At 63.5% G+C, this 22,870-nt stretch carries 16 protein-coding genes, 1 tRNA gene and 1 pseudogene; 7 read left to right on the top strand and 11 right to left on the bottom strand.

Translation table 11 applies throughout. From position 1 onward, the window contains the following. Positions 1-19 precede the first annotated feature (19 nt). From L6639_RS23490 to L6639_RS23480, 3 genes and pseudogenes are all read right to left on the bottom strand, one after another. The gene (locus tag L6639_RS23490; protein ID WP_237864007.1) at positions 20-532 is read right to left on the bottom strand and encodes a CvpA family protein; all 513 of its coding nucleotides are present in this window, start codon (positions 530-532) and stop codon (positions 20-22) included. Between the two features lie 239 nt (positions 533-771). After that, positions 772-2,365: pseudogene (locus L6639_RS23485) on the bottom strand (GMC family oxidoreductase). 138 nt (positions 2,366-2,503) lie between these two features. Beyond that, complete coding sequence (locus tag L6639_RS23480) at positions 2,504-3,949, bottom strand: coniferyl aldehyde dehydrogenase (RefSeq protein WP_237864006.1); 1,446 nt, start codon at positions 3,947-3,949, stop codon at positions 2,504-2,506. Positions 3,950-4,258: 309 nt separating this feature from the next. On the opposite strand from L6639_RS23480, the gene L6639_RS23475 reads away from it, so the two are divergent. From L6639_RS23475 to L6639_RS23465, 3 genes are all read left to right on the top strand, one after another. Next, positions 4,259-4,335: transfer RNA gene (locus tag L6639_RS23475), tRNA-Met, on the top strand. A gap of 176 nt (positions 4,336-4,511) precedes the next feature. Then, complete coding sequence (locus L6639_RS23470; protein ID WP_237864005.1) at positions 4,512-5,393, top strand: PhzF family phenazine biosynthesis protein; 882 nt, start codon at positions 4,512-4,514, stop codon at positions 5,391-5,393. 276 nt (positions 5,394-5,669) lie between these two features. After that, entirely contained in the window at positions 5,670-7,358 is a 1,689-nt protein-coding gene (locus L6639_RS23465) for a multicopper oxidase family protein (RefSeq protein WP_237864004.1), read from the top strand. A gap of 93 nt (positions 7,359-7,451) precedes the next feature. Here the strand turns inward: L6639_RS23465 and L6639_RS23460 are convergent, their stop codons facing one another. From L6639_RS23460 to L6639_RS23435, 6 genes are all read right to left on the bottom strand, one after another. Beyond that, entirely contained in the window at positions 7,452-8,147 is a 696-nt protein-coding gene (locus tag L6639_RS23460; RefSeq protein ID WP_237864003.1) for a DJ-1/PfpI family protein, read from the bottom strand. Between the two features lies 1 nt (position 8,148). Next, positions 8,149-9,288 carry an NAD(P)/FAD-dependent oxidoreductase gene (locus tag L6639_RS23455; protein WP_237864002.1) on the bottom strand — a complete coding sequence of 380 codons (1,140 nt, stop codon included), beginning with the start codon at positions 9,286-9,288 and terminating at the stop codon, positions 8,149-8,151. 12 nt (positions 9,289-9,300) lie between these two features. Further along, on the bottom strand, positions 9,301-11,316 hold the full coding sequence (locus tag L6639_RS23450) for a LodA/GoxA family CTQ-dependent oxidase (protein ID WP_237864001.1): 2,016 nt from the start codon (positions 11,314-11,316) through the stop codon (positions 9,301-9,303). Between the two features lie 7 nt (positions 11,317-11,323). Next, the gene (locus L6639_RS23445) at positions 11,324-13,339 is read right to left on the bottom strand and encodes a tyrosinase family protein (protein ID WP_237864000.1); all 2,016 of its coding nucleotides are present in this window, start codon (positions 13,337-13,339) and stop codon (positions 11,324-11,326) included. Between the two features lie 133 nt (positions 13,340-13,472). Continuing rightward, entirely contained in the window at positions 13,473-13,793 is a 321-nt protein-coding gene (locus L6639_RS23440) for a MoaF-related domain-containing protein (protein ID WP_237863999.1), read from the bottom strand. 231 nt (positions 13,794-14,024) lie between these two features. Then, positions 14,025-14,618: a DUF1349 domain-containing protein gene (locus L6639_RS23435; protein ID WP_237863998.1), complete on the bottom strand. Its 594-nt coding sequence runs from the start codon at positions 14,616-14,618 to the stop codon at positions 14,025-14,027. Between the two features lie 319 nt (positions 14,619-14,937). On the opposite strand from L6639_RS23435, the gene L6639_RS23430 reads away from it, so the two are divergent. Beyond that, a complete protein-coding gene (locus tag L6639_RS23430) occupies positions 14,938-15,903 on the top strand; it encodes an ABC transporter substrate-binding protein (protein ID WP_237863997.1) in 966 nt (321 codons plus the stop codon). A 182-nt stretch (positions 15,904-16,085) separates the two neighbouring features. Here the strand turns inward: L6639_RS23430 and L6639_RS23425 are convergent, their stop codons facing one another. Then, the gene (locus L6639_RS23425) at positions 16,086-16,397 is read right to left on the bottom strand and encodes an ArsR/SmtB family transcription factor (protein WP_237863996.1); all 312 of its coding nucleotides are present in this window, start codon (positions 16,395-16,397) and stop codon (positions 16,086-16,088) included. 96 nt (positions 16,398-16,493) lie between these two features. Between L6639_RS23425 and L6639_RS23420 the strand changes: the two genes are divergently transcribed. Then, positions 16,494-17,246, top strand: a complete 753-nt coding sequence (locus L6639_RS23420; protein WP_237863995.1) for an SDR family NAD(P)-dependent oxidoreductase — start codon at positions 16,494-16,496, stop codon at positions 17,244-17,246. 261 nt (positions 17,247-17,507) lie between these two features. Here L6639_RS23420 and L6639_RS23415 read toward each other — a convergent pair whose 3' ends face one another. After that, entirely contained in the window at positions 17,508-18,008 is a 501-nt protein-coding gene (locus L6639_RS23415) for a hypothetical protein (RefSeq protein ID WP_237864360.1), read from the bottom strand. A 281-nt stretch (positions 18,009-18,289) separates the two neighbouring features. On the opposite strand from L6639_RS23415, the gene L6639_RS23410 reads away from it, so the two are divergent. Both L6639_RS23410 and L6639_RS23405 read left to right on the top strand, forming a co-directional pair. Further along, positions 18,290-21,346: an ATP-binding protein gene (locus L6639_RS23410; RefSeq protein ID WP_237863994.1), complete on the top strand. Its 3,057-nt coding sequence runs from the start codon at positions 18,290-18,292 to the stop codon at positions 21,344-21,346. A 269-nt stretch (positions 21,347-21,615) separates the two neighbouring features. Further along, complete coding sequence (locus L6639_RS23405; protein ID WP_237863993.1) at positions 21,616-22,836, top strand: OpgC domain-containing protein; 1,221 nt, start codon at positions 21,616-21,618, stop codon at positions 22,834-22,836. Positions 22,837-22,870 lie beyond the last annotated feature (34 nt).

Genomic DNA, 22,870 nt, shown 5'->3' with positions numbered 1-22,870 from the left:
GCGATGCAAATGCGCCTGATCAGATGCGCCGCTCTTGCTTGAGACGGTCGATCGCCTCGGCGGCCTCCGGCGGCAGCGACTTGAAGCCCATCTGCCCGGCCCGCGAGAACAACGGCCGCAGATGCGAGCCGGCGAGGAAAGGCGGCTGGTGGTTCGGCGGCACGATCTGGTCGAACACCAGCACAAGCGTGGTGGCAACGAGCCCGACCCTGATGGCGCCAAGCGCGGCGCCGCCGAGGCGGTCGCCGATCCCGGCGTCACGGATCGTGTCGCTCAGCGCGAGGCGGCCGATATAGCCGAACAGCATGCCGACGACGATGAAGATGCCGAAGAACCAGATCCAGTTCTGAACCAGCGGCGCGTTCGGATTGCCGGCGACCTGCGGCACGATCAGCGGCATCAGCGCCACCGCAATGGGAGCCGCGAGGAGATAGGCGAGGATGGTCATGGCGCTGCCGAGCAGGCCGGTCCTGAAGCCGAAGCCGATGGCAATTGCGAACGCCGCATAGACCGCGAGATCGAAACTGTTCATGAGCGAAACCCTGCCAATGGAACGAATGAACGTCGCACCGATCGTTCCGGTTTCAGATCGCTAAAATCGTCTGTATTTTTTGTGGCTCCGTGGCTGAAATACTGCACCCACTCCATGACTATTCAACGTCAGTAAAGAAAATATCCGCGCAGGCGCGAGCTCTCGTGGAGTTGAACACCGCCGTCATCCCGGATCTGCGCTTCGCTTGTCCGGGACGACAGCGGAGTTTGCGGGGAGCTCTACCGCACCTCCGCCCGGATCATATCCGCGGCCTTCTCGCCGATCATGATGACAGGCGCATTGGTGTTGCCGCCGATCAGCGTCGGCATGATCGAGGCATCGACGATGCGCAAACCGTCCACGCCATGCACCTTCAGCTTCGGATCGACCACGGCCATCGCGTCCGTGCCCATCTTGCAGGTGCCGACGGGGTGATAGACCGTGTCGACGCGGTTGCGCAAAACGTTGCGGATGTCGTCGTCCGTGCGCACATCTGACGTGAACATGTCCTTCTTCTGCAGCGCGCGCAGCGCAGGCGTCTCCATCAAGCGCCGCGTGGTCTTGAAGCCCGCGACCATCGACTCGAGATCTTCCGCCTCGCCCAGAAAATTCGGATCGATCATCGGTGCAGCGAGTGGGTCGGCGCTTCTGAGCCACACGCTGCCGCGGCTCTTCGGCCTGAGCAGGCAGACGTGGCATGAGAAGCCAGCCTCCTTGTGCTTCTTGCGGCCGTGATCGTCGAGCATCGCGATGACGAAGTGGAGCTGGATGTCAGGCACGTCGAGATCGGGGCGCGTCTTCAGGAAGCCGCCGCACTCGGCGAAATTGGTGGTCATCAGGCCGCGTCTCTCCCGGCGGTATTGCTGGATGCCGCGAAGCAGGGATGGCAACCGGCCAAGCGAGGCGTGAACGAAGTGCGGATAGTCGGAGGCATAGACGAACACGAAATCCGGATGGTCCTGCAGATTTCGCCCGACGCCCGGCAGGTGATGCGTGACGCTGATACCGTGCTTGCCCAGCGCCTCGCCGTCGCCGATGCCCGACAGCATCAGCAATTGCGGCGACTGGAACGCGCCGGAGGCGAGGATGACCTCGCGGCGTGCGCGCAGCTGCGTCTCTTGCTTACCCTGTACATATTCGACGCCGACCGCGCGCCCACCTTCGAACAGGATTTTGGTGGCATGCGCCCCCCGTCTCGACGCGCAGATTGGTGCGCTTGTCCAGATGGGGATTCACATAGGCCCGCGCCGCGCTCCAGCGCTCGCCCTTGTGCTGCGTCACCTGATAGCTGCCGAGGCCTTCGTGATCCTCTGCGTTGAAGTCCTCGCGGATGCGGAACTGCGCCTCGCGCGCGGCCTGATGGAAGATCTCATGGATCGGATTGTCCGAGCGCAGCCTGTTGACATGCAGCGGGCCGCCCTTGCCATGATATTCGCCGTCGAAATCACTGTTGTTTTCCGAGCGCTTGAAATAGGGCAGCACGTCTGCATACGACCAGCCGACATTGCTGAGCGAGGCCCAGTGGTCGTAGTCCCATTTGTGGCCGCGGATATAGACCATGGCATTGATCGCCGAGGAGCCGCCAAGGCCCTTGCCGCGCGGTTGATAGCCGATGCGGCCGTTCAAGCCCTTCTGGGGCACGGTATCGAAGGCCCAGTTGGCCGCGCTGTATGGCAATGCGAGCCCGAACGGCGTGGTGATGCGCCATGTGTCGTTGCGCCCGCCGGCATCGAGCAGCGCTACAGATGTCGCCGCATCCTCCGACAGCCGCCCCGCCGCCGCGCATCCGCCCGAGCCCGCGCCCACGACGATGAAATCGAATGTGTCAGTCACTTGTGTTTCCCCCTGCATTTTCTTCTCGTCATTCCGGGGCGCGACAAAGTCGCGAACCCGGAAGCCATTGCGCCACCCGTGACGCGGTTGGATGGATTTCGGGCTCGCCTCTTCGAGGCGCCCCGGAATGACCGCGAGCTACGACATGAACCGCATCATCTTCTCCAGCCGCGCGATCTTGCCACCATAGGGCGGATAGAGATCGGCGAGGCGGTTGAACTTGGAGCGATAGAACACCGGCTTCAGCTTGCTGAATGTGCGAAAACCCCACTCGCCGTGATAGGCGCCGGTGCCGGATGCGCCGACGCCGCCCATCGGCTGGTTAGTCTGCGCGAAGTGAAACAGGCAATCGTTGATGGTGACGCCGCCCGAGACAGTGCGCGCCAGCACCTGGTCTCGCGCCTCGCCGTCCTTGCCGAACCAGTACAGCGCGAGCGGCCGGTCGCGGCGGTTGATGAAGGTGATGGCGTCGGCCGGCTCGTGCGTGCCCAGCACAGGCAGCACGGGTCCAAAGATCTCCTCCCGCATCACCGCCATGTCTTCAGTCGCGCCAAGGATCAGCGTCGGCGGAAATTTGCGGTGCGCCTTCCAGTTGGGATCATCGGCCCTAGCGGGTTGCAGGATCTTTGCGCCGCGCTGGGCCGCCTCCGCGACCAGCCCTTCGAGCCGTGCATAGTGGCGGTCGGAAATGATCGAGGTGTAGTCCTTGTTGGCGGGGTCGGTGCCGAACATGCGCCGCATCGCGGCGCGCACCTTCTCGGCGAACGCCTGCAACGTGGACTCGGGCACCAGCACATAGTCGGGCGCGATGCAGGTCTGACCGGCATTGAGCAGCTTGCCATAGGCGATGCGCTCGGCCGCTTCGTCGAGATCGGCTGACGCATCGATGATCGCGGGCGACTTGCCGCCGAGCTCGAGCGTGACAGGCGTGAGATTGCGCCCCGCGGCTTCCGCGACCAGCCGCCCGACCCGGGTCGAGCCGGTAAAGACGAGATGATCGAACGGAAGGTGAGCAAAGCCCTTCGCGACGTCGTCCTCGACACCGGTGACGAGCAACTCGGTGGCGTCGAACCTCTCCGCGACCATCTCCTTCAATAGCGCGGAGAAGTGCGGCACCAGTTCGCTCGGCTTGATGATGATTCGGTTGCCGGCCGCGATCGCGCCGATCGCGGGGGCTAGCGTAAGCTGCAGTGGATAATTCCAGGGCGCGATGATGCCGACGACGCCGAGCGGCTGCGGCATCAGCCGGTTGCGCGCGGGCAGGAATTGCAGCGCGGTTGCCACGCGCTGCGGCGCCATCCAGCCCTTCAGATGTTTTGTGGCGTGCCGGATCTCAGAGAACACCAGCATCGCCTCGGCGATGGTGGTCTCGACCGCCGAGCGATGGCCGAAATCGGCGGAGATGGCCTGCCGGAAGCGCTCCTCATGATCAGCCACCACGGCGCGCAACCGCGCCAGCCGGTCGAGCCGCTCGGCGCAATCAGCCGGCGGCTCCGCCCGCGAGCGTGCAAACATGGCCTCGAAACTGACCGTCAGCGCGACCAGCGCGGCGCTCGCCTGGGGGCGATCCACAATGTTATCCATGGCGCTCCTCCCAATCTGGCGCTTCGCGGCTGTTTTGTTGCCGCAAGCTGGCGGTTTGTGGAACTTCTGGCAAGTGTGCGGCAAATCGGCCGGAATTCGCACCCGTCAGCTGTCATAAAGTCGAAAAAAACGTCCCCACAGCCCTTTCCAAAGACAGTCCGGGTTGGTACATACCCCCCGCACCCAACGGGCTTTGCCCCGGGGTTGCCTTCCAGGGAAGCCTTCGGGACGGGAGAAGCAAGCCACGCGAGCAGCGTTGGCCCTCAATCCACCGTCCCCGGCATTTTCAGAAGGCGCGCAACGGTTTAACGCGGGGTGGAGCAGCCCGGTAGCTCGTCAGGCTCATAACCTGAAGGTCATAGGTTCAAATCCTATCCCCGCAACCAAATTCGGAATGACCGGTTCCGATACGAAAATGGCCCGCTTGATGCGGGCCATTTTTGTTTTGGAGCTTGCGCAGCGGCCCTAATCGAGCAAATCGGCTTTCTGATGTAGCAGCGATAGCCATACCATCGCTGTCGTCTCCGCCGTCGTGCCTTCTGTCCACGAACCGAGTTATCCGATGACCGACGTCGAGCTTGTCAACGTCTTCACCCACTTGGGGCAGGGCGGCAATCCATGTCCTGTTGTCGTCGATGCATCGAAGCTTTCCGCTGCGGAGATGCAGTCGGTGGCTCAGCAATTTGGGCATGAGTCGGGCTTCGTTCTGCCGTCACCGAGACTCGACGCTGACTACGTCTTCCGGTTCTGGGTTCCTCGGCACGAGATGGAGATGTGCGGTCATGCGACGATCGGCGCGCTCTGGGCTCTCGCGATCAAAGGTCGCTTGCCCGCTGAACAGGTCCGCATCGAGACGCGCAGCGGAACGGTGACGGGCTACGTCGATCATGCTGATTCAGCTGACCCGTCCGTCGAAATCAGCCAGCCTGTTGGCAAGGTCGTCGATCTCTCGCGTGCCGATGAGGAAGATGTCCTGTCGACGCTCAAGCTGTCGCGCCGCGATCTGCTCGACCTGCCCATTCAGAACGCCGTCACCTCGCGCGTGAAGACGCTGATCCCGGTCAAGGGTGTCCGCGAACTCAACGCAATGGTGCCGAACCCGTCGGCGATCGAGGCGTGCTGCGAGCGGATCGGATCGACCGGCCTCTACCCCTACGCCATCGATCACCAGGGCGAACGACGTTTCGAAGCGCGGCAATTTCCGAAATCGTCGGGTTACCCGGAAGATGCCGCCACCGGCATCGCCGCTGCGGCGCTGTCGTTCGGACTGCTCAAGAACGAACTGGTCGAACCCAGCAGCGCGCGGATCACCATCATGCAGGGCCGCGCGATGGGAGCGTTGTCCGAGATCCGGGTGCGCCTCGGCTTCGCCGGCGAGAGGCCTGTTGGTTGCCTGCTGGGAGGCTCTGTCACGCGCGCGGAGCCGCGTGTCCTGCAGCTTTAGCAGGTTCGACGCAGAGACGGTACTCGACCTGCAGCTTCGGCGCGGCATCGACGCGTTCGCACAACACGCGAAGCGCATGCCGTCGCTTGCGCGCCGTTCGGCCCCGCGTTTGCAAGTTGGATTGACGATCGTCTTGGCAGTGTAGCAAAACTCCTTTAGATTGTACATCGATACTGCACACGTTGAAGTGATTTTCGCCCTCGTGCTGCGCCGGATCACGGCTGTGACGGCGTGCAGGAGCCATCATCTCGCAATCCGTCAGATCGGGAGTGAGCCATGTCGCATCACCGGACGATTCAGACCCTAGCTCTCGCCGTGGTCATCACCGCGGCCGGTGCCGGCGCAGCAAAGGCCGAGCGCGCCGGTTGCGAGTACAAGGACATCGACGTTGCACGTTATGGCGAAAAGCCATTCCACAATCCGCCCGAGATCACTTCCGCGAACGGTGTGCTGAAGGCCGGGCTCGACGTCGAGTACACCGACCCGACCAAGGTCAGCATCGGTGGATGCGGCGTTACGCTGCGGACTTATGGCGGGCAACTCGCGGGGCCGACGCTGCGTGCCAAGCCGGGCGACGTACTCAACATCCTGTTGTCGAACAAGCTCCCGGTGGAAACGCCCGACCAGGTCAATCAGCAATTCGAGCAGGAGCGGTCGAACGCGCATCTGAGCGTGGTGCCCGCCTCGTTCAACACCACGAACCTGCACACCCATGGCCTGCATGTCTCGCCGGTCGGCAACAGCGACAACGTTTTGCTCGCGCTGTTGCCGCAGACGCAGTTCCCGTACGAGATCCGGGTGCCCGCGAACCATCCGCCCGGCTCGTTCTGGTATCACGCCCACACCCATGGCTCGACGTCGATCCAGGTCGGCAGCGGCATGGCCGGCGCGCTCATCCTGGATGACGATCGGGCGAAAATTCCGCTCGCGTTGCGCGAAGCCAACAAGGGCGAGAAGGTCATGCTGTTCCAGACCATCCTCTACAACACCAATGGCGAGCTGAACCAGATCTCCGCGCTGTTTCCCGATCCCCCCGCGCCCTGTCCGACGCCCAACCCCGGCACATGGACCTGCAGCAAGCGGCAGATCACCATCAACGGCCAGATTCGTCCTGTCATCACGATGCGGCCCGGCGAGGTGCAGCGCTGGCGCATGATCGACACCGGCTTCCGCGCCTCGCTCGCGATCCGGCTGGAAGGTCATCCGTTGCATGAGATCGCGCTCGATGGTCTCTATCTCGGCCGCGTCGATACCTGGCCCGCGGGGCAGACGATCGAGCTCCAGCCCGGCTACCGCAGCGACGTTCTGGTGCAGGCCAGCAAGACACCAGGCCGCTACCAGCTGATCAACGGGGCGCTGACCGCCGCGCAGTCGTTGCGCGCCGTGGCCCAGCCCGAGGAGGTGTTGGCGATCGTCGACGTGCAGGGCGATCCCGTCGATATGGCGCTGCCGACCAGCGCCGAGATGGCCCCGCTCGCGCCGTTCCCGAACCTCGACCTGAAGGCGAAGGCGGTCGGCGTGCAGCAGGTCGTGTTCAAGCTCGGCCAGGATGTCCCTGGTAGTCGCAACTACTTCCAGATCAATTACGAGGCCTTCGATCCCAACCACAGCCGCAAGGTGGTGCTGAACACCGTCGACCAATGGTCGCTCTCGACCGTCGGCGATCCCGCCGCGAACAACGGCATTCCGGCGTTGCCCCACGTCTTCCACATCCACGTCAATCCGTTCCAGTTCGAACGGCAGGGACCGTCGGGCCCGGAGACGGTGTGGAAGGATACCGTGCTGATCCCGCCAGGGAAGCAGATCAACGTCTACACCCAGTACACCGACTATATCGGCGCGTTCGTCCTGCACTGTCACATCCTGGATCACGAAGATCTCGGCATGATGGAGGTCGTCGAAGTCGTCAGCCCGGAAGGCACCTCGCCGCTGCGGGCGATGGCCGGCGGCGGACATCACCACTGACGCGACTTGACTGCCGCATACGGGCGCGGACTACGTTCGCGCCCGTTTGCGTGGAGGCGATTCATCAGGTGCGAGGCGCCGTCGCGCCCGGACTTACGTGGACGCCTGCTGCGGATAGAAGATCGGCGTCTGCGGATCGCGGTGCCAGTCATATTCCGCGGCCATGGCGGCATTCTCGGCGACGGCGCGGCCGGCGAGCCGCGAGACCAGATAGAAGCCCATGTCGGTGCCGGCCGACACGCCGGCGCTGGTGACATATTTTCCGGCGTCGACCCAGCGTGACACGCTGTCCCACAGCACCTTGGGACCAAACTGCGCCACCCAGCTGAAGGCGAAATGGTTGGTTGCGGCCGGCTTTCCATCGAGCAGCCCGGCGCGCGCCAACACCGCGGCGCCGGTGCAGACCGACGTCATGATGGGGACGCGGGCATCCATCTGATGGACCCATGCCAGCAACGCCTTGACCTCTTTCGGATGCTTCTTTTCGTCCAGCAGCGGCCGCGTTCCTTCGCCGCCCGGGATCATCAGGAGATCGAGCCGCTCCTCGAGCGCGCGCGCGAAATCCCAGTCGGGCGCGACCGAAGGTCCGTTGCTGCTTTTGACGTTCTTGCCGTCGCGGCTGATCAGCTTGATCTCGAAGGGATAGGCGGGCGGCGCCTCATAGGATGTGCCGAGGAAGCGCGAAATCGAGAACGCCTCGACGAATCCCCAGACGTCGATCGGCTCGAATCCATTGAACACGACGATCCCGATCCGCTGGGTGCGGGGGAAGACCTTGTTGCCTGCCATCCTAAGGTTCTCCTGCAAAATGCACGGCCGGTTCGCGATCGAACGGCTCGGCCGCATGACGGCGCTGCCAGAACGCGGATCCGCTCCAGCGCCGCTCCATGCGATAGACGGTGCGCCTGTCGCGCCGGTAATGGCGGTACTCGGCTTCGATCAGCCTGCGATATTTCGCGCCGCCGCCATCGACGCCTCTGATCGCATCAAGCAGGACGAATGCGCCGAGCTTGCCGGTGCGCAGCGCCTTCATGATGCCGGCCGACGACAATGGATCCCAGCTCGAGGCCGCATCTCCCACCGCGACCCAGTTGCGTCCGCTCACGTGATCGAGGCAATGCGAGCGCGCCGGCCAGGTGAAGATGCGCTCTGCGCTATTGGCCGTGGCTGCGCGCGCCGCCGTCAGCGGCGCCGCGCGCAATTGCGCGAGCCAGGGTCCGAGCCGTGCGCTGGAATGATGGTGGACGATGTCGCTGTCGCTCATCCAGGCCAGCACCATCAGGCCATCAGGGAGTGCAGTCGAATACCACCATCCGTTCTCGCAGGCCTCGACCAGCGTAGCGTGATCGCGGATCGCACCATCGCGAAGGCGCACCAATGCGGCAACGCCCACCAGGCGATCGGCAAAACGTCTGCGGCTGCCCTGGCTCGTCGCGAACCGCGCCGATCGTCCGGTGGCATCAGCGACGAAGCGCGCGCCGATCTCGACGCGCCGTCCCTGGCAGTCGAGGGAAAGCTGCCATCCCGCAGCTTCCGCGACGGCGGACAGGAAGCGCGCGCCGCGCCAGACCTCGATGCCGGCAGCCTCGGCAGCGGCGCGTAAGGCTTCGTCGAAGCTGGTACGGTCGAGGTGCCAGGCACTGCCGCGCGTCGAAAACATGAAGTCATGGGCATGAGGGCGGTCGCTTCCCCAGGCGGCCTGGGAGCGGACGCCCTCGATCGCTCCATCGCGCAGGATGTGGTCCCGGCAGCCCAGTCCGTTCAGGAGTTGCACAGCGCCCGGCGCGAGCGTTTCCCCGATCCGCCAGTCCGTCGCGATGGCGGCCTCGGCGATCAGGATTTTCAGGTCAGGCGCGTGACGCTTCAGCTCCAGCGCCAGGGCCGTTCCGGCAGGGCCTCCGCCGAGGATCACCACATCGTGATGCGACATATCAGCGTCGCCTCACGATTTGGGTTGGTCCGGCGGCGTGGGCGCGAACGTGTATTGCCCGTCGCTCTGGATGATGAAGCGCAACGACGCCCATGCCGTGGTCATGGCGAGATCGCCGGCGTTGTTCTGCGCCGTCGGCGACCATGGCGCACCGTTGAAAATGAAGGGGCGGTGGACCGGCCACCAATAGGTCAGCTGAAAGGCCTGCGCGGCAGGGTCGCCGACGCTGTCGAGCTCGAGATTGTTCCAGTCGCGATAGGTGACGTCGACCGGCTGGTTGGTGCATTCGTTGAAATCGGACTGCCACGGCAGCGCGCTGTATTTGGTGATGTCGCCCGGCTCGAGCCCGTTGCTGAGCTCTGCTCCGCCCGGCAAGGAAAGCTCGCCTTGCGACGGCGCTGCCGGCTTGATGCGGTAGGCCGCGGAATAGATCGCGGGATTGCGCATGATCCAGCCCGCCTCGGCGCCCGGACAGAACGCTCCGCCGAGGGCTGAGGCCAGCGCGCCGCGGTCCAGCGCAGCGCCAGGTCCCGGATGCATCAGGCCGGGTTTGATGTCTTCGGCGTCCTCGTTGATGAAGAGCCCGTCGGCCCATTGCTTGAGCAGGAACAGCATGGTCTCGGTCAGGCGCAGGAATTTCGACGGCGCCGTGTTCGAGAGCGCATTGTCGCCGCACAGCAGCGGCATCGCGAACAGCTTGCCGCCCGGGATGCCTGGGCCTGCCGGTGCGAACAGTTCGTTTTCCTGTCCGGGCTTGCGCAACACCGCATACAGCAGCTGGCGCATCTGATGGCGGCGGCGGCGATCCGCCTCGGGCTCGTCAGGATAGGGCGGCACCGACAGATCGGTGAAATCGAAATTGCCGCCGGGGGCCGTGTTGTGCGGGTTGCCGCCGGTCAATGCATCGGCGTCCATGAAATTCTGCGCATCGAGCGGGCGCAGCAGGATCGGCAGGATGTCGCGACCGAAATACGGGCGGAAGTCGGCGTTCCATTGCGCCTGTGCGCGCCAGATGCGCAGGCCCGCCTCGTCCTTCGGAACCACGGCCGATCCCGTGTAAGGCGGGATACCGTAGAGGTAGGGCACGTAACCGAAATGCCGCACGGCGATGTCGAACAGCAGGTCATCCATAGTGACGACGTCGACGGCCTGCGGCACGTAGCGCGGATAACCGACGATGACCCAGGCCGGATCAATCGCGGCCGGCGCGAGAACCGGCTTGCCCAGCGGTTTGACAGGGCGTTTGTCGATGGCGACCACGGTGCCGATGAAGCGCGCGTTGACCGGGCCATCGGAGATGTCGTCGAACCAGCCGTCGTTGTTGGCGTATTCCTCGATCTTGGGATTGCCGAAACCGTCCAGCATTGTCCCCGAATTGCCGAAGCCGCCCAGCACCAGAAGCCGGTTCTTGTTCGCCATCTGGGTGCATCTGAGCTCGCCCAAGGCCGCGATCGAGTTCGGCACCAGGTCGGGCGGAAAGCTGGTCGGCCCGGGACTGTTCTTGTCGAAGATCGCCTGCTGCGACCCCATGAAGCTCACGGTGCGCGGGCCGGGATCGATGATGAGGCGCTGGCGCTCCTCGCTGTTGGTGATGTCGGCGTTGCGCAGCGGATGGTCGGACGCATAGCCGTGCTCGCCATCGGTCTCCGCGAACGCGTACCAGCTCGCCTTCTTGTTGGCGAGATAGGCCGTCCACTGGATGTCGTCGATCCGCAAGGTCAGCAGCTGGCCGTTCCGGCGATTGACGATGTCGACCTGGTCGCCGATGGCGGCCTCGCGGCCATCAGGTGATTTGTCGTCGTAGATGAAGACGCGAAAGCGCGCCGCCTGGCGCAGGATCCTGCCCTTGTCGTCATTGAAATATTTGACGCTCTCCTCTTCGCCCTTCTTGTTCAGGATCGGATTGCCCTGATCGTCGCATTTGATCGGCAAATGTCCGCCCTTGTCGGGGGAGATGCAGAACTTGTCCGGCGAGTTGCCGAGCCGCGCAATGCCGATCGCGGGATGAATGCGAAAGCTTGTTGCCATGACGGGCCTATTGTCTCGATCTCGAGAACCGATCGAAGAAGTTGAGTGAAACGGCGTCGATCTTCAGGGCATCGGTCGCCGGCGTGCCGTCGGTGTTGAGGACGACGAGGTTGACGCTGAACGAGGTCGCGCCATTGGCCTTGAGCCGCTTCACCGCGTCGGTGGCGTCGATGCGGAAATTGCCGGGGGTCTTGTGCGGTCGCGGCCGCAAATCGAAGCGCGCGGTGCGCGGTTCCGGAACGTCGCAATGGCCGGGGCCGCCGACGCAGACGCCGGTGAACATGCTGACCATCCCGACATAGTTGGGATTGCCGCGCGTCGGCGTCTCGACGGTCGCGCCCGGCGTGTTGAGGAAGGCGCGGATGTGAAAACCGGGACGCGTGACGTATTGCACCGCGTGCAGGCGGATCTCCGCGTGACTATGGTCGGCGACGACCTTGGGATGGACAGGCGCCGCGGCGGACTGGAAGCGCTGCAGCGGCACCGCGCTGTTGGTCACGAACATGTTCGCGGCCATCATGTATTCGTAGCCGAGCCGCGAAATGCTGGCGGTGTCGGCGACGGTGAAGTTCCACGGCGGCAGCACGTCGCCGGGATCGTCGGGTCCGCCGCTGGGATTGCGACGCTGCCATTCCGCCCACAGCCGGTCGCAATTGCTGTGATGCCCCCAGAAGATCGGATCGAACGCGGTGGTGCCGGGATCCTGCATGTCGCCGTATGGCTGTTCGCTAGGCACGATGCTCGAAAACGGGTTCTTGCCGCCCGAGAAATTGTGAATCAGGTTGTGGATGGTCTCCAGCGCGCCGAAGAACTGGTTGCCGCGGCTGCCGCTGGCGAAATCAAAGAAGCTTTCGATCTCAAGGATGCGCTCGACGTCGTCGGGCGTCGGATAGGCCTCGAAGATCAGGTCGGCGTTGCCGCCGGGCCAACGCTTCCAGTCGAACAGCGGATTGATGTCGCCGAGAACCGACTTGATCGCCTCGTCGCTCTCGGGCGCCGCGCCGTAGCTGATCTTCGCAGCGGCGAACAAGCGCGCGCCGGAATTGAAGTCCTTGCCGATGATGCCGCGCAAGGCCGCCAGCGCCTCCGCCGAGACCTTGCCGCCGTCGGTCAGCTTGCGCAATCCGTCCTCGTCGATCCAGCAGCGATAGGCGGCGGGGACGATGCCGTTGTCGTTTGCGACCTTGCCCATGTCCTCGAGCGAGGCCTTGACGTTGGCGCTGTCGGCCGCCCAGTCCCAATAGGGCAGGGTCACGGTCGGATCGATGTCCTGAAGCTGCTTTTCGAAGCCGTAGAGATAGGCGCGATGCCAGGTCAGGAACTGCTCCCAGCCGTGCTGGCACTGGTTGGCGTGGATGCGGGCCCAATAGGCAAAGCTTCGCTCGTCCTGCGGATAGGCATCGAGCGACTTCATCTGGGCGATCGCGGCCCGCAGGCGCCGCAGCTCCTCGTCGGAGAGATAGGCCACGTTCTTGCGCGCGCGCACGCCACCGGAATCGTGCGCGAGCTGGTTGGTGGGGCCCGTGAACAGGGCGTGCGGCGCGTCTCCCGTCACCAGCGCGCGCGTGACGGCCGAGGCCTGTGCCGCGCCGGCATGAAGTTTGTCTTCGTCAGATCCGGGACAGCCGTCGGTGATCCAGTGCGCAATGAACGCAATATCTGCTTCGCTGACGCGCTTGCCGCCCCAGGGAAGCGGCGGAAATTGCGTGCCGTCGAACGGATACTGGCCGCGCAGGCCCTTGATCAGCCCGGCGTTGTCGCCATTGCCGGGCGAGGCTGCGGCTGCATGCTCGTCGCAGCTTCCATGACAGCAGGATGATGGCTTGGCAGCCGGCGGCGAGCCCTCTCCGCCGCGCATCATGGGGATGCCATAGAGCTCGAAGGCTCTCAGTTCCGGCAGCGGCAGAGTCCAGAAGCGCGGATGCGACATGTAGCTTGCCGTCGAGGCGCCGGCAGCCGCGTCCATGATGGCCCGAAACCGGTCGTAGCGCGAGGGCGGCGTGGCTTCGCTCAAATCCGGCATGCCTTGTTCTCCTGGCGAGATGCCACGGTCGCTTGGCTGTCACGCGCGACACGCATTGCGATCTCGATTGCACGCATTCATCGCATTCAGCTCCGGTCGGTGTGAACCGGCCGGTCGTTGCAGTGCAGTCGGCTCACGCCACCTTCTTGAAGGTGCCGTGAAATTGATCGAAGGTGAGATCAGGCGGACTCGTGATGTTGGTCACGATCGTGTGTCTCGCGTAATCCTCGATGTGCACGACCGTCGTCTTGTCGGACTCCTGCCATGTCACCAGGAAGATATGCTCGGTGATCGGCTCGACCTTGATCGTCACCGTTTCGGAACCGACGATTTTTCCGTTGGCATCAACGTTGTAATAGGTGAGCGAGGTGTCGGAGGTGAATTCCAGCTCGACACGGAAGGCGACGAAATCCACCAGGTATCTGTGACCGACGGCCGGGAAAGCGCGCGACATGGGCACCTCCTGTTGTCGAAACAATTAAATGAACTGCGGCTGACGAGAGTAAACCCTTCGTCATTGCTTCCTCAAATCTGCAATTTAAGGTAGCGCTGTTTCAGCGTGCCGTCAATGAACACCTGGCGTCTTGCCGAGGATCGAAACTGCGACGGTTTGTTGCTCCAACAATCTTCACAGATCTGTTGCGATCGTCACGACGGCCATCGCCGCGGGCCGTCACACTGGACGCTAGCTGAGATCGTGCAGATCCTTGCCGAGTGGCGGCTTCAGGGAAAATCCGCTGAACCTGACCGGCAATCCCTCTCGCTCCGGTGTGCAAGCCATTGGTCCGACGAGGTAGGATCGCGCCGCGGTGAACGGAGCCAGTCGGACGAGGGGCCAGGTCTTGCCGTCAGCTGACGCCTGCAATCGCAGAACGCCGTCGGCGATGGTGACACGCATCCAGAAATCGCCGGCATCGTGCTCATAGGGGGCGGTTGCCCAATCCGACTGCCCAATGGTCAAGACGCTCGAGAGCATCGCGCGCCCGTCCGAAAACTCGATTCCGGCTTTGACCCAGTGCTCCGCATCGATACGCACCATGATGCCGGCTTGATCGTAGAGTTCCCGAAAATTGCTCTGGATTCGCAGCTCGGCGGTAAACGCCTCCGCGGTCGCAAATCCCAGAAAATGGCCGCTGTCGCGGCAAAACCCATAATGCGTTTTCTGCCAGAAATCGGTGGCCTTGTCGGTGACGAGCTCGAGACTGTCGCCCTGCGCGGTCCACCGTTCCGGTTCATTCAGCCAGACACCATCATGTCTTGCGAAGATGGCAGCGTTCATGTCGAACCTCGACGAAAATTGCCGACACCGCCTGATGTCGAGCTGGTGCGGCAAGACAGCCGCAAGACGAACGGAGAGCGCGAATGCGCGATCACGCACCCCGGCTCTCCAGGACGCACTTTAGTGACGCATTTCAGTGTGGCCAAATCAGAGCAGCCCGTTCTTCTTCGGGATATCGGGTGATCGCTGGACGCTCCGGTTGCTTCCAGCGGGTAAGCAAGTATCGTTCAGCCCTGTGTTGTCTGTAGTCATTGCACCCACAGTTCGATTAGAGATTAGCTGGTGAAACGGGATGAGACGGCGAGATTTTCTTCGCGTTATGGGCATGGCGGCGGCATGGCCGCCAGCGGCGCTGGCCCAACAGGATTCATCCCGTCACATGCCCACCGTGGGCTTCATGGGCTTTGCCACAGCGGAGGCTGACGCGCCGGCCCTGCAGCATTTTCGCAAGGGCTTGAGTGATCTTGGCTATGTCGAAGGGCGCACGATCTACATCGATGCACGCTCGGCCAACGGCGACGTGGCGCGCGGGCTCGCGATCATTGACGAATTCGCGGCCAAGCCGGTCGATGTCCTGTTGTCACCGGGGCCTGCTGCAGCGCGCGCTGCCGTGCGCAAGACCAAAATCCCTGTTGTCGCCGTGGCGCTGCCTGCGGTGCAGAGTGATCCGGAATTATTCCAGAGCCTTGCGCGTCCCGGCGGCACCCTGACCGGCTTCGCAGCTTTCGGCGAAGAGATGTCGTCCAAGCGGATCCAGATGCTGAGGGAGATCTTGCCCGAGCTGAAGACGCTGGGCGTGATGAACAATGCAACCGATCCCACATTCAGCGCCTGGGGCGCGCAGACAATGCTGGAAGCACGGTCTGCCGGCATGGAGCCAATGCGTCTCGGCCTCACGGCAGCTTCTCCAGCAGCCGTGTCTGAGCAGATCAAAGTGTTGGCGGATGCGGGCGGTGCCGCAATGGTGGTGATCCGCGATTACATGACGTCGGCGATGCGAGACGAAATTTGCCATGCTGGCATCGAGAGGAAGATTGCTGTCGTCGGCGAACAAGCCGAATTCGCTCGCGCCGGCGCACTGCTCAGCTATGGCGCCGACATCGGCGACCTCTTCCGCCGTGCGGCTGGCTATGTCGATTTGATCCTGAAAGGACGAAAGCCGGCAGAAATGCCGATCCAGCTGCCGACCAAATTCGAATTGGTGGTGAACCTCAAGACGGCCCGCGTCTTGGGGTTGACGATCCCACCCTCAATACTCGTGCTCACGGATGACGTCATCGAGTGATGCGGCCGGCTTGCAGTTGCAGCTCGCAGGATGGGTTGAGCTCTTGCGAATCCGTCGCCTGATGGGCAGAGTCAGTACCAGCAATCGTTGGTGGGATCTGTTTGAGAGTACGAGCTTGATGGGTTTCGCTTCGCTCAACCATCTTGCGCGCGACTACGCCTCCGCATCCGGCGCGAATGCTCTCAGTCCGGAAAGCTCAGGATCATCTTGAGCAGCTTCGGAAATCGCGCGTTGATGTCTTCCTCGCGCAGGACGTTGCGGTGCTGGACGCCTTGCTTTGACGTCCGGACCAGGCCGGCCTCCCGCAGAATGCGAAAATGGTTCGATAGAGTCGACTTCGCCATATCGGGGCAAGGCGCCGCCTCGGTGCACGACATGCAATCCTTCTGCGCGGCCAGACTCTTGACGATACGCAGCCGCTTGGGATCCGCGAGCGCGCCAAGCACCCCCGCCAGTGTGATCTCCTCCCGCGCCGGGTGAACGAACTGCGCCATGCCCAAAAATATAGCACGTCCCTTGAATGAGTTCAATAGTTCACTAGTATTGAACTATTGAATGTCGGCATCCCGCCGAACAATGGAAGACATGCGATGACCAAGAGACTCGAAGGCAAAGTTGCGCTGGTGACCGGCGCATCCAAGGGCATAGGTGCCGAAATCTCCGCCCGGCTTGCGGCCGAGGGTGCGGCGGTTGCCGTCAATTACAGCTCGAGCAAGCAGGCCGCGGACCGGGTGGTCGCCGCCATCATCGCTAAGGGGGGCAAAGCTGTCGCGGTCCATGGCAATCTGGCCGACGCCAAGGACGTGAAGAACGTTGTCGCGGAGACGGTGAAGGCGTTCGGTGCGATCGACATCCTCGTCAACAACGCGGGCGTCTACGAGTTCGCCCCGCTCGAGGCCATCACGCCTGAGCATTTCCACAAGCATTTCGACCTCAATGTGCTCGGCCTGCTGCTGGTCTCGGGTGAAGCGGCGAAGCACTTCAACGCCAATGGCGGAAGTATCATCAACATCAGCTCCGGCGTATCGACCATCGCACCGGCAAACACCGCCGTGTACACCGCGACCAAAGCCTCGGTGGATGCGATCTCCGCCGTGCTGTCGAAGGAGCTCGCGCCGCGCAAGATTCGCGTCAACGCCGTTAATCCCGGCATGATCGCAACCGAAGGTGTCGTGTCGGCGGGCCTGCACGAGGGCGACATGCGCAAGTGGATCGAATCCACCACCCCGCTTGGCCGCATCGGCAACGTCGAGGAGATCGCTGCCGCGGTGGCCTTCTTCGCATCGGACGATGCGTCCTACGTCACCGGCGAGACACTTCACGTCACCGGCGGCCTTCGCTAGCGAGGGGATTGTCCCGCCGAGGAGACACCCTCTCCCCAACCCTCTCCCATAAGCGGGTGAGGGAGCAGTGCCGATGTCGCCGCGTCGTGCAATCATAAGCGATTGCCCTGCATGACGGGGCAGGCATGGAGACATCCCGCCGCACCGCGATGTGGCGGGTGCATCGATCGCACGCAGCAAAAACGCGGGCCGGCGAAATGCCGTCCCGCGCAATTCAGATCAGATGATGGTGCTGCGATCCAACCCTGGATCAGCTCAAGCTCAGCCCTTCTCCGGCCTGTGCGGACAGACCATCGTCAGGTGGAGCAGCGTCGGCTTGTCCGAGCCCCTCTTGTATTCCCACTCCAGCCGGATCTCGTGCCGGTCTGCCAGCGCATCGCTCGGTGCGTGCATAATGATGTTGGTCTTCATCGGGATCGGCGGCTCTGAGTTGAAGCACTTGCGGACGCAGGCATCGAGCAGGTCGCATCGCGTCAAGGGAATCACCCCGGGCTCGTCCCTGGACAGGGGTACCGTGTTCAGCTGGGCGCTGAGGTCGACGCGAGCGCGGCCCTTCTCCTTGTGCCAGTGCTTGGCGCTGCCCTCGGGCCACTTTGAGGCCGGCGTCAGAATCAGGTGGTACTGGCCGTACTCCAGCGTCGGCACGTCGATGTCGTCGGAAGCCTTGAGCTTGGCGACGCTCTTTTTCATGTTTGCCAGAGGGAAGTAGTTGCTGTTCATCAAATCTCTGAATGGCTTGCCTCTGTAAGGTCTCGAGCCCATCGCCTTGTCCCTCAAAATGTCATTGGCGGCGTGAAAAATACATACAGCTCCGCCACGCTGGCCGGCCTGGCTGACCATGCGCTGCCGAAATATATGCCCCCTTGCCGGGATTTTTTGACGCTACCACTCAGGGCTGTGTTTCGTCCAGATCGCCAACTGTGCTGTGCCCAGCTTCCTGCGAGCAGCGGGCCGGATTGCTAAGTGGTTCTCGATGGGTATTCTCGTCAAAGTCGCTCGCGGATTCTGATCGACAGACGGGCCGCGACCTTTGAGGCGCAGGAATGCATTGCTTCGCATGTCAGTCCGCGATCGATCCGGACGATAGCTGGTGCTCCAAATGCGGGGCTGCAGTGCGTCAACGAGTCGATCCCGACAGCGAACGTCGATTTGTGACGATTCTGCGCGCTGACGTCATCGACTCCACGGGTCTGGTTGCTGAATTGGAGCCGGAGGATGCCGTCTCGCGGCTCGAGCCTGCGCTGGCAGCCATGAGAGCCTCCGTACGTCAGTTCGGCGGCATCGTCAGCAAGGAGCTGGGAGACGGACTCGCGGCGGTCTTCGGCGCCCCGATTGCTGACGACAACCATGCGCCGCTGGCCTGCCATGCGGCCATCGAGCTGGTCCGGCGCGTCGCCAGTCTCGGCGATCCCGGGCTTCAGGTCCGGGTCGGCCTGCATTCCGGCCATGTCGTCGCCTACATGGTCGCCAGCGAATTTTCCAAGGTCTACGAAATCGGCGGCGCCGCCCAGCATCTGGCCGCGCGGCTGGAGCAGGTCGCCGAGGCGAATCAGATCTACGTCTCGGAGGCCTGTCAGAATCTCGCCGACGGGCATGTCAGGTTCGAGCATCTCGGCAGCAAATCCCTGCGCGGCTTCAGCCAGCCCGTGCCGGTCTACCGGATCGTGGGTGCCAGCGACCTGTCGAGCTGGCGCGTGCGACGGGCCCGCAGCGTCTCCCGCTTCGTCGACCGTGCGATCGAGCGGGCCTTGCTGGATCGCAGCGCCGGACAGGCTCGTGCCGGCCGGCAGACGGTGCTGCTGCTGGGCGATGCCGGCATCGGTAAATCGAGGCTCGCGCATGAGTTCGCCCAGAAGCTCAAGGGCGAAGGCTGGCGGTTGATCGACGCCGAGTGCAGCCCGAATCTCCAGGGGGCGCCGTTCAGCACGCTCAAGCGAATCCTGTTGTCGGCCATGGACGCGGCCGCAAAGGACCCCGGCAATCCCCGCGATCCCCGGGCCGAGCTGTCCACGATTCAGCAAAGCGCCCTCGATGCGGTGCTCGATGTGCCGATCTCGAACCCGCAATGGGACGAGCTCGAGCCGCATGCGCGGGGGCGCGTGATCTCCGACGCGAGCTGCGCCGTCATCCAAAGCGTGGCCAGTCGCCAGCCGACGCTCCTCCTTCTGGAGGATTTGCACTGGATCGACCGGGCCAGCGACGTCGTCGTCGCGGCCATTGCCGCGCTGGCGGTGCCCGGCCTCCTCGTGCTTCTCACCACCCGCCCGAACGGCATGCCGGTCTGGATTGCGCGCTGCCACGCCGAGGTGGTCGCGATGCGGCCGCTCGACGACGATTCCGGGCTGGAAATGTTGTCCGACATGCTCGGGTCCTCACAGACCAATGCCGATCTGAAGAGCCGGATCATTTCCCATACGGCCAACGTGCCGCTGTTCATCGAGGAGGTCTGCCGCGGGCTGAAGGACAGCGGCACCTTGCGCGGCGAATGGGGCGATCTGGCGCTGATGCGCCCGATCGACGAGCTCGGCATTCCCACCAGCATTCAGGGTGTGATCGCGGCGCGCCTTGACCGGGTGTCGCGGCAACAGCGTCTGGTGTTGCAGGTCGCGGCCGCTTTGGGGCCGCGATCGAGCGAAGCCGTGGTGCGGAAAGTCTCGCAGTTGGCCGAAGACGTCCTTCAGGATTGTCTCGTGTCACTCGACCGGGCCGAGCTGCTCGTCAGGATCGATAGCGACCTCGAGAACTCGCTCGAGTTCAGGCACGAGATGGTCCGCCAGGTGACCTATGAGTCGATGGTCGAGAAAGTGCGCGAGAGCATTCATGCGCGCGTGCTTGCGGCTTTCGAAAGCGACGAAACGTGGCGAGATGATCCCGACGCCCTCTGTTACCATGCCATGCGCGCCAAGGACTGGGCCAAGGCATTCAACTACGGGAGAAGTGCCGCACAGAAATGCCTCGCGCGCTCGGCCTATGCCGATGCGGTCGACTACTTCCGGACCGCAATGAATTCGCTCGACAAGACGCCGTTGACGCGCCCGCGGGAGACCAACGCGATCGATCTGCGGATGGAGGCGCGCATGGCGTTTCAATGGTCCGGTCGCGTCGCCGAGTGGATCGATCTCGGAAAGGAGGCCGACCAGCGGGCCAGCCAGATCGATGATGTCGGCAGAAAGATCGCTGCCATGACGGTCATGGCGGGTGGACAGAACTTCTATGGGACGCCGGCCGAGGCCGTCGTTCTTGGCGAGGAAGTCGTCGGCCTCGCCGAGCAGTCGGGCAATCCGGGGTGGCGCAACCTTGCGCAATACAATCTCGGACAGGCTTATTTTCTTGCTGGGCGGTATCGCGAGGCCGAGCAGACTTTCGCACGGGCCCGCGCACATCTCATGGAACCAGAAGCGAGCGCGCCGTACGGCACGCCGCCGAAATACACACTCCTCCTCTGCTGCATGATGAAGAGCTTCACCCACACCGTCATGGGTGAGTTCGATGCCGCCGAGCAGCTTCAGCGCGAGGCTGCCGCGATCGCGGACGAGACCGGCCGTCCCCATGACCGCGTCGCTGCCGCCTCTGGCAGCGGCTGGCTGATGCTGGGACGGGGCGATCCGGCCGCGGCCGCCGCCGTTCTCGAAGGCGGTCTTGTGCTGGCGCAGAAGCATGGCATCCGGCTGTTCGTGCCGGTGCTCGCCTGCCATCTCGGCATGGCCTATCTTGAGCAGGGCTTGTTCGATCGGGCCCGCCGCATGCTGACTGAAGCGCGCGAAGAGGCACGTGCCGTCGGCTATACCTCGGCGGTGCTGCGCTCCTCGATCTACCTCGCCTTGGCGGTCAATCAGCTTGGCGATGTCCGGGCGGCCCAGAACATGCTGCGCGAGGCGCGCAACACCGCGCGCCAACAGGGCTTTTCCGGCCTCGAGGCTGAGGCCCTGTTCGGCGAGGCCGTGGTGACGCCGCCTGCGAGCGGTGACAACCGGACCATCATCCTTGCTGCGCTCCGCGCCGCGATCGCGATCGCCTCAGAAAGCGGTGCGAGGCCGCTGCGGGAGAAAGCCGAGGCGATGCTGGATCGCATGTTCGCCGGAGGCGATCAGCCTGCCTGAGGCGGAATCGGGCCTCGCCGCGCTCTCGCCCGACGGACCGAACGATTTTTGCAAGCGATGCAAGGGTTTAGCTACTGTGCATGGGGTTGTTCTGACTTTTCGCGACGCGGCCGAGGCGCTGTGACGACAAAGTCCCTTGCGCGAGCGAAAAGGTCGGCTACCGTTCGCGCTCTAACCGCAGGGTTAGGTGACCTTTTGATTGATTCTTTTTAGCATCCGATTTCGCCGGCGCCGCATTGGCGCGACGCCCACCAGACGAGGCGGGGGCCATGATCATACGGGACCAGGCAGCACTGTTGGCGCCGGTCGAGCGCGATTTGCGGCTCGACCTGTTCCGCGGCATCGGCTTGTGGATGATCTTCCTCGATCACATCCCGCACGACGTCGTGGCCTGGCTGACGCTGCGCAATTACGGCTTCAGCGATGCCGCCGAGTTCTTCGTCTTCATCTCCGGCTATCTGGTCGGCTGGATCTACGGGCCGATCGTCGCCGGCGGCTGGTTCCTCGCCGCGCTGAAGCGGCTGTGGCGGCGGACGGCCGAGATGTATGTCGCCCACATCATGCTGTTCCTTCTGTTCACGGCGCAGATCGCCCGCACGATCAGGAGATTCGACAACCCGATGTATGCGGACGAGTTCAACGTCCACAACTTCCTCGACCATCCGGACATCCTGATCGGGCAGGCGCTCACGCTGCGCTACAAGCCGGTCAATCTCGACGTGCTGCCGCTCTACATCACGCTGATATTTGCCTCGCCCTTCATCGTCTGGTGCCTGGTCCGCCGGCCGAACCTGACGCTTGCGGTGTCCGTGGTGCTCTACGTGCTGTCGCGCTGGTTCGACTGGAACGTCGCCTCCTACCCGCCGGGCACGACCTGGTATTTCAATCCGTTCTGCTGGCAGCTCATGTTCGTCGTCGCCGCGTGGTGCGGTGTTGGCCAGATCGAGAAGATCGCCAAATGGGTCTGGTCGAAGCCGGTGATGGCAATCGCGGCGGCTTGGATTGCGTTCGCCCTTCTGATCGTGATGACATGGCACATTCATGCCCTCGAGGCGCTGATTCCGAAATGGATGATCAAGGCGATCTATCCGATCGACAAGACCGACCTCGACATGCTGCGCTTCACGCATTTCCTGGCGCTGGCGATCTGGGTGACCTATTTCGTCCCGCGCCGCTGGAAGGCGCTGCAATTGAAATGGCTGCGCCCGCTCATCCTGTGCGGCCAGCATTCGCTGCCGATCTTTTGTCTCAGCGTGTTCCTGTCGTTCTCGGCGCACTGGATCCTGATGCAATACACCAGGGGCGCCTGGGAGCAACTCGCCGTCTCGTTCGCCGGCTTCGCCATCATGGTCGGCGCCGCGTGGCTGCTCGACCGCGCTGGGCGGGTGCCCAGCCTCTTCGTCAAGGTGACCGATGTCGACGACGAGCCGGGGCCCGCTGCCGAAGGCGCACCGGTTAAGGTCATCGCCGCAGCTCCCGCTAGCCGCTGAGGGTCCATCGCGTCGCGCGGACGATTTTTCAGGA

It is taken from the genome of Bradyrhizobium zhengyangense, from assembly GCF_022012555.1.
GTDB lineage: Bacteria > Pseudomonadota > Alphaproteobacteria > Rhizobiales > Xanthobacteraceae > Bradyrhizobium > Bradyrhizobium zhengyangense.
This window is presented reverse-complemented; position numbering and strand designations above follow the sequence as displayed.

Coding starts and splice junctions, on each gene's coding strand:
- L6639_RS23490 (WP_237864007.1), bottom strand. CDS start 532: ATGAACAGTTTCGATCTCGCGGTCTATGCGGCGTTCGCAATTGCCATC.
- L6639_RS23480 (WP_237864006.1), bottom strand. CDS start 3,949: ATGGATAACATTGTGGATCGCCCCCAGGCGAGCGCCGCGCTGGTCGCG.
- L6639_RS23470 (WP_237864005.1), top strand. CDS start 4,512: ATGACCGACGTCGAGCTTGTCAACGTCTTCACCCACTTGGGGCAGGGC.
- L6639_RS23465 (WP_237864004.1), top strand. CDS start 5,670: ATGTCGCATCACCGGACGATTCAGACCCTAGCTCTCGCCGTGGTCATC.
- L6639_RS23460 (WP_237864003.1), bottom strand. CDS start 8,147: ATGGCAGGCAACAAGGTCTTCCCCCGCACCCAGCGGATCGGGATCGTC.
- L6639_RS23455 (WP_237864002.1), bottom strand. CDS start 9,288: ATGTCGCATCACGATGTGGTGATCCTCGGCGGAGGCCCTGCCGGAACG.
- L6639_RS23450 (WP_237864001.1), bottom strand. CDS start 11,316: ATGGCAACAAGCTTTCGCATTCATCCCGCGATCGGCATTGCGCGGCTC.
- L6639_RS23445 (WP_237864000.1), bottom strand. CDS start 13,339: ATGCCGGATTTGAGCGAAGCCACGCCGCCCTCGCGCTACGACCGGTTT.
- L6639_RS23440 (WP_237863999.1), bottom strand. CDS start 13,793: ATGTCGCGCGCTTTCCCGGCCGTCGGTCACAGATACCTGGTGGATTTC.
- L6639_RS23435 (WP_237863998.1), bottom strand. CDS start 14,618: ATGAACGCTGCCATCTTCGCAAGACATGATGGTGTCTGGCTGAATGAA.
- L6639_RS23430 (WP_237863997.1), top strand. CDS start 14,938: ATGGGCATGGCGGCGGCATGGCCGCCAGCGGCGCTGGCCCAACAGGAT.
- L6639_RS23425 (WP_237863996.1), bottom strand. CDS start 16,397: ATGGCGCAGTTCGTTCACCCGGCGCGGGAGGAGATCACACTGGCGGGG.
- L6639_RS23420 (WP_237863995.1), top strand. CDS start 16,494: ATGACCAAGAGACTCGAAGGCAAAGTTGCGCTGGTGACCGGCGCATCC.
- L6639_RS23415 (WP_237864360.1), bottom strand. CDS start 18,008: ATGGGCTCGAGACCTTACAGAGGCAAGCCATTCAGAGATTTGATGAAC.
- L6639_RS23410 (WP_237863994.1), top strand. CDS start 18,290: ATGCATTGCTTCGCATGTCAGTCCGCGATCGATCCGGACGATAGCTGG.
- L6639_RS23405 (WP_237863993.1), top strand. CDS start 21,616: ATGATCATACGGGACCAGGCAGCACTGTTGGCGCCGGTCGAGCGCGAT.